Origin of the sequence: Microvirga massiliensis, from assembly GCF_001006805.1 — a bacterium.
Classification (GTDB): Bacteria; Pseudomonadota; Alphaproteobacteria; order Rhizobiales; family Beijerinckiaceae; genus Microvirga; species Microvirga massiliensis.
This window is the reverse complement of the sequence record NZ_LN811362.1, coordinates 79,878-88,736: the sequence shown is the minus strand read 5'-3', so window position 1 is coordinate 88,736 and position 8,859 is coordinate 79,878. Positions and strand designations below refer to the sequence as shown.

The 8,859-nt window shown below is 62.4% G+C and carries 7 protein-coding genes and 2 pseudogenes; 2 read left to right on the top strand and 7 right to left on the bottom strand.

The window, feature by feature from the left end:
• From BN1233_RS31390 to BN1233_RS31370, 4 genes are all read right to left on the bottom strand, one after another.
• Positions 1–352, bottom strand: a 352-nt coding sequence (locus BN1233_RS31390) for a transposase zinc-binding domain-containing protein (protein ID WP_244470934.1), incomplete at its 3' end; no start/stop codon positions are given.
• Positions 353–597: 245 nt separating this feature from the next.
• Positions 598–2,826 (bottom strand): peptidase domain-containing ABC transporter, encoded by a 2,229-nt coding sequence (locus tag BN1233_RS31380; RefSeq protein WP_082145761.1) that lies wholly within the window; start codon positions 2,824–2,826, stop codon positions 598–600.
• Entirely contained in the window at positions 2,823–4,073 is a 1,251-nt protein-coding gene (locus tag BN1233_RS31375; RefSeq protein ID WP_046867601.1) for an HlyD family secretion protein, read from the bottom strand. Before BN1233_RS31375 ends, BN1233_RS31380 begins: the two co-directional genes overlap by 4 nt.
• A gap of 265 nt (positions 4,074–4,338) precedes the next feature.
• The gene (locus BN1233_RS31370) at positions 4,339–4,548 is read right to left on the bottom strand and encodes a hypothetical protein (protein ID WP_046867600.1); all 210 of its coding nucleotides are present in this window, start codon (positions 4,546–4,548) and stop codon (positions 4,339–4,341) included.
• 485 nt (positions 4,549–5,033) lie between these two features.
• Between BN1233_RS31370 and BN1233_RS31365 the strand changes: the two genes are divergently transcribed.
• Positions 5,034–5,207, top strand: a complete 174-nt coding sequence (locus tag BN1233_RS31365) for a hypothetical protein (protein WP_154678319.1) — start codon at positions 5,034–5,036, stop codon at positions 5,205–5,207.
• 832 nt (positions 5,208–6,039) lie between these two features.
• On the opposite strand, the pseudogene BN1233_RS31360 reads toward BN1233_RS31365, so the two are convergent.
• A pseudogene (locus BN1233_RS31360) lies at positions 6,040–7,095 on the bottom strand (IS1380 family transposase); the annotation flags it as partial.
• 519 nt (positions 7,096–7,614) lie between these two features.
• Positions 7,615–7,836, bottom strand: a complete 222-nt coding sequence (locus tag BN1233_RS31355) for a hypothetical protein (protein WP_046867598.1) — start codon at positions 7,834–7,836, stop codon at positions 7,615–7,617.
• Positions 7,837–7,979: 143 nt separating this feature from the next.
• On the opposite strand from BN1233_RS31355, the gene BN1233_RS51295 reads away from it, so the two are divergent.
• The gene (locus BN1233_RS51295) at positions 7,980–8,222 is read left to right on the top strand and encodes an IS6 family transposase (protein WP_046867597.1); all 243 of its coding nucleotides are present in this window, start codon (positions 7,980–7,982) and stop codon (positions 8,220–8,222) included.
• Positions 8,223–8,296: 74 nt separating this feature from the next.
• Here the strand turns inward: BN1233_RS51295 and BN1233_RS50045 are convergent.
• Positions 8,297–8,457, bottom strand: a pseudogene (locus BN1233_RS50045) (IS3 family transposase); the annotation flags it as partial.
• Positions 8,458–8,859: the final 402 nt, after the last annotated feature.

Here is an 8,859-nt window from a genome sequence, read left to right as displayed (position 1 = left end):
ACGGCCCATCCTGCGGCCGACGCCAGAGTTTGCGACAGGCCCTGTTCTGATATGCGATGTCAGCGATCTCGACCGGCAGTGTGGACACGACGTGAAAGTAGTCGACCGGCAAGAGATCGGCTGCGCGCGCGGCGAGCCACTCCCGTGCCGCCGCGCCCTGACATTTAGGGCAATACCGGTTGCGGCAGAAGTTGTAGGCGATGCGGCTGTGGCCGTAGTCCTCACAGGTCTCGACATAGCCACCGAGGGCTGCGGTGCGGCAGATCTCGATCGCCGCCATTGTCTTCACTTGGCCGAGGCTAAGCCGGCCGGTCTGGGCCGCGCGCCAGGCGGCGCCATGACGATGGAAGATGTCCGCGACCTACAGCGACGAGCGGCTCACCGCCGCCAGGTCAGACGTCCGGTTTCATCCCTTCTTCCGGCAGCAGCCTGATCCGGTCGAGCGGGCTCTTACCCGCCTCCCTCACACGGAGAGGAAATCACAGGTCGACTCAAACCAAAACCCGTTGAAACAGATTTCCAGTCCGACGCTCTAGAGACAGACGCTCATTGGCCGAAGCGGGGACGATGCCCCGACTCGCGCGCCGTGCGATTCGCTTATGGCTTAGCGGTTTGATCCTCCCGTCCGGCTGCGCGATTATCCCCTTGTTCGTTATCGCGCGCCTTCTGTCTTCTCCCGCCCCTTGCTCCGGAGCGTCGCGGGCCGGGTACGGCCGTTCGCGCCGGGGGGCCGGACAGCCGGGCCGTATGCTCGACATATAGGATGCCGTCGGCGCCGGCCATCATCTCCGGGCGGTGCGCCACGCTGATCCGAGTGATGTTCAGCTCCCGCAGGCTCTCGTTGATGTGCCGCTCGTTCTCCACGTCGAGGTGAGCGGTGCCTTCATCGAGGAAGAGGATCCTGGGCTGACGGTAGAGCGCGCGCGCGAGCAGCACCCGCTGCTTCTGGCCGCCGGAGAGCGAGCTTCCCATGTCGCCGATCAGGGTGTTGTAGGCCATGGGCAATGCCATGATCTCGTCGTGGATCTGGGCGATTTTCGCGCACTCGATCATCCGCTCATGATCAAATACCGCATCGAAAAAACAGATGTTGTCTGCCATGGAGCCAGACAGGAGCTGGTCCTCCTGCATCACGGCGGCAACCTGTTCGCGGTAGGCCCGCGGCCCGATTACCGAAAGAGGCGTTCCGTCGATCAGGACCTCGCCGCTCGTCGGCTCGAAGAGCCCCAGCATGATCTTGGCGAGCGTCGTCTTGCCGCCGCCCGAGGGACCCATGACGGTGATGAACTGGCCCGGCTCCACGGTCAGGTTCACATCCTCCAGGATCATGGGCTCGGTCTCCGCATACCGGAAGCATACGTTTCGCAGCTCGACCCGGCCCTCAATGGGGCGCGTGTAGGCAAGCGGCTGGTCCTGCCCGCGCTCTATCGGGGTGAGCGCGATGTCGGCGAGGCGCTCAAGATGAAGGCCGAGGATCCGGAACTCGAGCGCCTTCTCGACAAGGAGCACCGTCTTCTCCGTGAAGTGGCGCTTGTAACTCATGAACGCGAAGATCATCCCGACCGTGAGGGCATTGTCGAGGGCGAGCCGGGCCGCGAGGTAAATCACCACGATGTTCTCGAGCCCGAAGATCGTGTCGTTGATGGTCTTGAACGTCACCTTGGCCCGGCCGAGCCTCACGTTGGCGTTCACCACCTCCGCATAGCGGTTAAGCCACTGGCCCTCGCGCTCGTCCTCCCGGTTGAACAGCTTTAGGCTCTGGATCGCCCGGGCGGTCTCGATGAAGGTGGAGTTCTCCTGCGCCTTGCTCTGAATCGCGGCCTCGCTGCGCTCCCGGAGCAAGGGGAAGAGGGCGAGGCGCACGGCCGCGTAGAGCACCACGGCGATGAGGACGATGGTCGCGAGCAGCGGGCTGTAGATGAAGATCATCACCAGCGTCGCAATCGCCATCAGGCCGTCGATCACACCCGTGATCACCCCCTCGGCGAGGAGGTTGCGGATCGGCTCGATGGACCCGAACCGCGAGAGCACGTCGCCGATGTGACGCTTCTCGAAGAACGAGAGCGGCAGCCGGACCAGGTGGTGGAACAGGCGCACCCCGATCTGGAAATGCAGCGTGTTCTGGACAATCAGCACGATATGCGACCGGAGCGCCGTCGACACGACGGTGATCCCGGTCAGGAGCCCGAAGCCGAGGGCGAGCACGAGGAGGAGGTCGACGTCGCCCCGGGCGATCACCTCGTCGATGGTGAGCTGCATGTAGAAGGGGCTCGCGATCACCAGGATCTCGAGGACGATCGACAGGGCCACGATCTGCACCAGCGCGTGGGGTGCGCCGCGGACATGCACCCAGAACTCCCTGAGCGGGAGACGCGTCCGCTCGTCCCGGGCCTCGAAGGCTTCCGTTGGAGAAAGCTCGACCGCGACGCCCGTCAGGTGCTTCGAGGCTTCCTCCAGGCGGTAGTGCTTCTCCCCGGACGCCGGATCGTGGATCACCACTCCCTTACGCGTGACCGCCTTCAGGACCACGAAGTGGTTGAGGTCCCAGTGCACGATCGCGGGGAGCCGCAGCTGCGGCAGATGGCCGAGTTCGAAGCGCACCGCCCGGCAGGCGAGATACATCTGGCCTGCGAGCTGGATCAGGCCGCGCAGGGTCACGCCCTTGAGCGAGACCGAGAAGCGGCGGCGAAGCGCATTCAGGTCGGTCTTGTGCCCATGATAGGACGCCACCATGGCGAGGCAGGCGAGGCCGCACTCGGCAGCCTCGGTCTGCATCACCACCGGAAGCTGGCGGCGGCCCGTGAAGTTGAGGAGCGCGCTGCTCATGTCCGGGCGCTGAGGAGCGGGTCGAGCAGCCAGTTCATCAGCGAGCGCTTCTCCAGGATGATGTCGGCCTTGAGCATCATGCCCGGCTGGACCGGGACTTTCTGGCCGTAGGCATCGATATCGGGCCGCTCGAGAACAGCCGTAACCCGGTAGACGGGCTCCTTGAGCTGGATCGGCACCGCGACATCAGAGGCGGTCAGGACGGTCTGGGAGACCTGGATCGTGCGCCCGGCATAGGTGCCGAAGCTCTGGTAGGGGAATGCCTCGTATAGAATGCGGACCGGCTGCCCGATCCGCACGAAGCCGATGGCGCGGGTCGGCACGAAGAGCACGGCGTGGAGCTCCGCGTCCGGCGGCATGATCGCGAGCTGGAGGAATTTCGGGTCGGCGGTCTGCCCCAGGGTGGCATGGAGGGCGGACACCCGCCCGGTGGTCGGGGCGCGGATCACGTAGGCGCGGCGCCCGTTGACCTCGGCGATGCGCTGCTCGGTGCTGGCCAGCTCGTTGTGTAGGAGCTGGATCTTCTCTGCGATGACGACCGGCACCTGCTCGAGGGAGTAGCGGGTCTCGGCAAGTTGGCTCTGGCGGGCCGCGATCTGCTGGTGCAGAGCGGTGAGGTTCTGCTTCTGCTCGAGAAGGGCCTCCTGCCGGCGCTTGAGCTCGATATCCGACATGATGCCCTTAGCGCTGAGCTGGGTCGCCGGGGCAACGAGCGTCTCAGCGAGGCGGATCCGCTCGGTCTGGAGGGCGACCTGACTCTTGAGGTGGACGAGTTCCGTCCCGAGCCCGTGGATCGTGGCAGTGAGCCGCTGCTGCTCGGACTCGGTGCGCTGCTGCTCCGCGTCGATCTGGCGGCTCAGGAACTCGCGCTGCTGGTTCAGGGTCGCGAGCATCGTGGTATTCACGTCCTCGCCCGTCGCCGCGATCTGACCCGTGTCGATGGTGAGCAGCGGCTGCCCCTCCTCGACCTGCTGGCCTTCCTCGATATGCACGGCCCGGATCACGCCGAGCCGAGGCGCGAAGATACGCGCGGTGCCGGTGGCGGGAGTGAGATAGCCGGCGACGGTTTCCTTCCGGGAGTACTGCGCAAGGAAGAGGAAGACGAAGATGACCGCCACCAGCGCGACGGCCGACCATGCCAGGATCTTGGTTGAGAGCGGCAGCAGGAGGACCACCTCGCCCCACTGGCGGTGGCGCTGGTGGAACGCAATGGCTTCTTGACGAAACAATGATCGTTTGGCTGTCACCCGAACGTCCTTGGGCAACGCAGCTTCTATGGGCCGGTCACACTTTGCCCAGTCGCAGCTGTTGCGGTCCAATTTTTATGCTCGTCCATTTTGGCGCAGGCGCACCGGGCGCGGTCTTCCTAGGGCCAACGGTCCGCCCTCCCTAAAACCCCCGCCGCGCCTACGACGCCAACAGCCGCAAGATCCCGCCCATGACGCTCGCGAACAGGCGCACGCGTGGCGTCTGCCACATCCGGGATCAAGTGGCGACGTGGTTACCTGCGGGTCAGCACCCGCAGGTTCGATAGAAGCCTGCGAGGAAGGACATGACGGCCAGATCCGGATAACCCTGAAGAGGCCTCAGGTCTACGATCTCCCGCCCCCCGCCGACCGCATCCAGTTCGTGCGGCTCAAGATCTCGGATCGCGGCGGTCTCGCACCTATCCGGGTGCAGCAATTCCGTCGTGTTCGCCTCACTTACAGTAAGTGTCGTCATCGTGTCATGCTCCGTTCGAATACTCGTCAATCAGATGACTGGTTTCTATTTTAAACCTGTGATCGCGCGTTGCAGTGAAGGAGTTCACAGTTTGCTGGTTTTGGCATCGCCGCCGCGCGTTTCGATGGTGGATCAGCAGCCGCTACATTCAAACTGAGACACTACTGACCGTAGCCTATCTAGGTGTTCCGGTCGTGCAGCTGGCGACGTGGATAGCGGCATTTGGGGCTGATAGGCCGCGCATAAGTCCTTCGCGGGCGGATCAGATCGCTGGCGTGCTGTCGATGCGCCGGAGCACAGCGCAATGCACCTAACCTCATGTACGCTGTTCGGGTTCGGGCACCCCATATGAAGAACTTCATGTGTGCCGGATCACCGCGCGGCAAGCTGCTCGTAAATGTCGAGTGACGCTCGACTAACCAGACCAGAAGGGAACTGTTATGAATCCAAACAAAAATGAGCAAGGACTGTGCGAGCTGGTCCTGATGAAATTGACGAATGACACATCAACCCGGCTCTTGGTGGAGGACGAACTCGAGTTGGTCAGCGGCGGGAGAATTGCTCAGGCGGAAGGCTACGATAAATCCGTGGATCAGGAGGCTGCAGGCTTTGATCCAGCCGATCTCTTCGATCCCGATACCTGGAAGGGATCCGTCTAAGAGAGCAGTTGCCGGCTATAATCCACGGCAATTATAGGGTGATCAAGCCGCTGCTTGGCTTTGGTTAGACCGACCGAAAACGCTTCCCACGTTTTCGGTCGGCCGTTGCGGCTCATCCCCTCATCGATGCGCCACAAAGCCACTGGCACTTGTGCGGTCGAGATCAACGTCGGTGGTGGCCCCCAGAACCCTCGACGGGTGCCCTACACACTACAGTCAGCGGAATGACGAAGGAGCCGGCCAGCACTCGTGCTTCGTGCTTCCGTTGCAGCCGGCGGTGTTTGCGGCGCAATTAGCCGAACGCGAGGATCGACAATCCTCTCGCAGAGGTTAGCAAGACCCGTCGCGGGGCTTCTTTTGTGGCGCGTTGCCCAGCAGGTCGGGAGGTCACCCCACCACGCGATCCTACCTGAATCGACAGGCTTTGCTCCAAATCCGGCGTAGGCAAGGAGTATAGTCACATAGTCGCGCTTCTGTGAACCTTGCTCTCCAGCCGGCACCTAGCTCCCAGACCTGTGCTGGGCCGGGAGCGACCAGGCAAATGCCTTCTGCAACATAGCCCGCCAAAGATCCTCGGCTGATTGTGCAAATAGGGTCACGCCAACCGTCTGGTTGGCGTTCAGCCGGCATTCCTCAGATCGAGGGCCGACTGACGCGCTTTTAAGAGGGCGATAGCGCAGAAGGCCACCTCTGAACAGCATCAAAGGGCTGGTCTCTTGCCTGAACTGACCCCGACCGCCTGTCACACCTACCCGGCAGGGCTGTTTCCGCCCATAACGAGAGGCATTGGGCGTACCTCTCCCATAGGGCTCCACGGTGACCGTTTCCACTCTCAGGCCCGACATCGCACCACCGGCCTTGGTCGCAGTGCGTTGATCATCGCCAGGATACGCTCGAACAGATCACGCGAGACCGCTACTTCGGCCATCTGGAAAACCGTGTAGCGGGCATGCGCGATGACCTTCGCGCGGATCTTGACCACCTTCTCGCGCAGGGTCGTCAGAGACCAGCGCTCGATCTCGTCCGGCAGAACCAGAGTGCGAAAGAAATTGGCCAAGTTGTAAGCCAAAGCATGAAGCTGAAGACGCACCGCATTGGCCCGCATCGAGCGGCAGGACAGGCGCGTCCACTTCGCTGCATTCTTGCCCTCTCTGATCCACTGCTCCGCCGTGCCGCGCTGATTGTAGAAGGCCACCACACGCTCGGGCGGGCGTGCCAGATCGGTCACCAAGAACCCGACACGGGGATAGAGTTCGCCGGGATGCCACTTGACCTTGGCCACAACCCGGCGTGAGTGGCTCCAGGTCTGGGCCTGGTAGCGGAAGCTGGCATAGAAGCGGCGGACCTCGTGGGGTGGACGGCCTACCGGACGCCTGAGCAAAGGGCCGATGCGCCGCTGCAGCACCGGATTGGCGGGCAAGCGAATTGCGTAGGCGTAGCCCTCCACCTCCAGGAACTCGTAGACCTCGGGCGAGGCGAACGCCGCATCGGCCCGGAAGTAGCGCCGCTTCACCCGGTCCCGGTAGCGCGCAATCACGGGTTCGAGCACGTCACGCCAGCCCTCGGCGGAGTGGACATTACAGGGCCGCAAGGCACAGCATTCCAGGTCGCCGAATTGGTTGAACACGAACAGCGGGTGATAGCAGCTGCAGCCGAAGCGGCCGTTGTAGGCGCTGCCCTCCTGCTCGCCAAAGGTGGGGCTGACGCTGGAGTCCATGTCGAGAACGATCACCTGGACTGGATGACGGGCATGGATGCAGTCGATCCAGCGCCCGGATAGACCAGTCAATGCAAATAGGTTTCCCTCTTGGGTCAGCACCTCGGTCTCAAAGCGGCCCATCTGGCTGGCGGATGCTGCAGTCTGCGTCACCGCAAGACCGCCTACGACCCAGCATGCGTTCATCGTCGCATGCCCTCTCGCGGCGCCAACTGGTGTCGCGGTCTGTCCGATCGAGATTGCACACAAGAGCCGCTCTCCCCTTCCCTGTCCGGCGTTCGATTAGCCCCTCGGCCGTTTGCGTGAGGCGCTAGCTCGCGGAGAGACGGAGAGCGGAGGCATCGTGGTGTTTCTGCTCGGTCGCGTCGTGACTGACGCGACCGGACTCCATTTCGCGGTCACTTCGGAATAAGGCGCCGCGGGCGCTGTCACGGGCGCTTTATTGCATTATTCCGAAGAGGGCATAGCGAACCCCGCGCGACGCCTGATCTCTTCGCTGACAGTGTCGCCGCAGCGCCGGAAGCAGCTCGCCCTCACAAGCACCACGCGCGCACGCTCACGCGTGTTGCTGTCAGCCGCACTGCGCGCGTTTTCAGCCTCCACCCGATGCAGACGCTCTGACAGCCCGCCTTCGGGAGGTAATCCCAGAGGTTGCATCCCCCTGCGCAATTATGTTTTGCGGGGTCCAGCTTACTTGAAAACCACTGGGGCGCCGCTCATCGAGTGCCCGCCCGGCCACGGCCAATAGTCGAACGATCCCTCGCCTTGATACATTCCATCAACGTAGATGGACACCCCGCCAGCGACTGCATCGATTTCTTCAGCCTGTAACGGCACTAAAACGCCCACGATTGTCTCGGTTTTTTCGGCCAGCAACGGCACTGCAACGCTTTCATCTTTCTCAAGCAACATTGCAATTCTCCTTGTCCAGCAAAGCTCGCGTGTTGCGCGCGACTGCGGGTCCGATCGTCGTCCCCACGACACCAGCATGCCATAACCGCGTGGGACGGACGTGAGTCAGATCACATCTAGGCACCTCATTAGGAAAAATGAGCATGGGTCGAAAAGACAGCTACGTGGGTTTGCCCGCCCACAAGGGTAGCGTAACGAGGGGTGGTCTATACGGAGCCGCTCCCGTGCGGATCTTCAAGCGCCGTTGCTTTCCGGTCGAGATCATCCTGCTGTGCGTGCGCTGGTCCTGTAAGTACGGCATCAGCTACCGTGATCTCGCCGAGGTGATACACGAGCGCGGCGTCAACGCGGACTCCTCCACGACTGTCCGTCGTCAGAGATTTTGAGACAGAGGGTGGCCTGATTTAAGAGAGGCTCCGGCTCATCTGGGTTGCAGATTAGGCGGCTTGCATCTGGTGCTGCAGAACGACACGTCCATGGTGTTGGACAGCCGCCACGAGAGCACCGCCCGGCTGCCCAATCGATGATCGCCACCATATAGAGCAAGCCTCCTAACGTAATGATGTCGGCGGCCCAGAACTGATTGGGCCGGTCGATCTTGAGAATCCGCAGCAGATAAGGACGGACCCAGAGCAACGCCATCATACACGATCGGCGCGTGAGTGTTCGGAGTTCATCGCGCGCGCTGTCGTAAAGCTGCTCAAATGAGCATGATTTCGCCGACTCGGATTCTCAGTGTCAATCGGCGCGCAAAGCTGATCCTTGATCGGCGTCCAATCTTGGCTCTGACGCAGTTTTGGTGCAGTTGAGGACTGGATTAGTGCTGTTTTCCCAGAAGGAGGCAGCATCATGCACCGAAGCTTGCCGCCCTCGGCTCTGATCCCGCCCGGCCTGATCGTGGATCAGATCCAAGCTGATTCACAGCGCGTGACCATCACTGTGCATTCCAGTCACCGATCAGGGGTATGCCCTTCGTGCGGCACCATCTCCTGGCGTGTGCATAGCCATTATCTCCGGCGCGTG